This is a genomic window from Anaerococcus sp. HMSC075B03, assembly GCF_001815585.1.
Taxonomy (GTDB): Bacteria; Bacillota; Clostridia; order Tissierellales; family Peptoniphilaceae; genus Anaerococcus; species Anaerococcus vaginalis.
Window position 1 is genome coordinate 70,274 of sequence record NZ_KV821206.1, and the last position, 511, is coordinate 70,784.

1 protein-coding gene is annotated in these 511 nt (G+C 35.4%); it reads left to right on the forward strand.

The window, feature by feature from the left end; genetic code table 11:
- On the forward strand, nucleotides 1-511 hold a 511-nt coding region (locus tag HMPREF3045_RS08395), incomplete at both ends, for a MobA/MobL family protein (protein ID WP_180363022.1).

Genomic DNA, 511 nt, shown 5'->3' on the forward strand with positions numbered 1-511 from the left:
AATTTTGTGAAAGTCGGTATGTGTGCCGATATTGCATTACATGATAAAAATGACGGAAACCCTCATTGTCATATCTTACTTACCATGCGACCGTTAAATGAAGATACAACATGGGGAGCAAAATCAAAAAAAGAATATATCCTTGATGAAAACGGAGAAAAAGTAAAACTCAAAAATGGTAATTACAAAACAAGAAAAATAGATACAGTAGATTGGAACGAGCAAGATAAAGCAGAGCAGTGGCGAAAGTCGTGGGCAGATGTTACAAACAAATATCTTGGAGAAAACAGTATACAGGAAAAAGTTGACCACCGCTCCTATGAAAGACAAGGCATAGAACAAATACCGACCATTCATTTAGGCGTATCGGCAAGTCAAATTGAGAAGAAAGGTATTGTTACCGACAGAGGAAATATCAACCGAGAAATCAAACATCAAAATATGATTTTAAGAGAAATCTCAAGACGAATAAAAGCCTTACTAAATTGGATAAGAGGAATTGGAAAAGAAG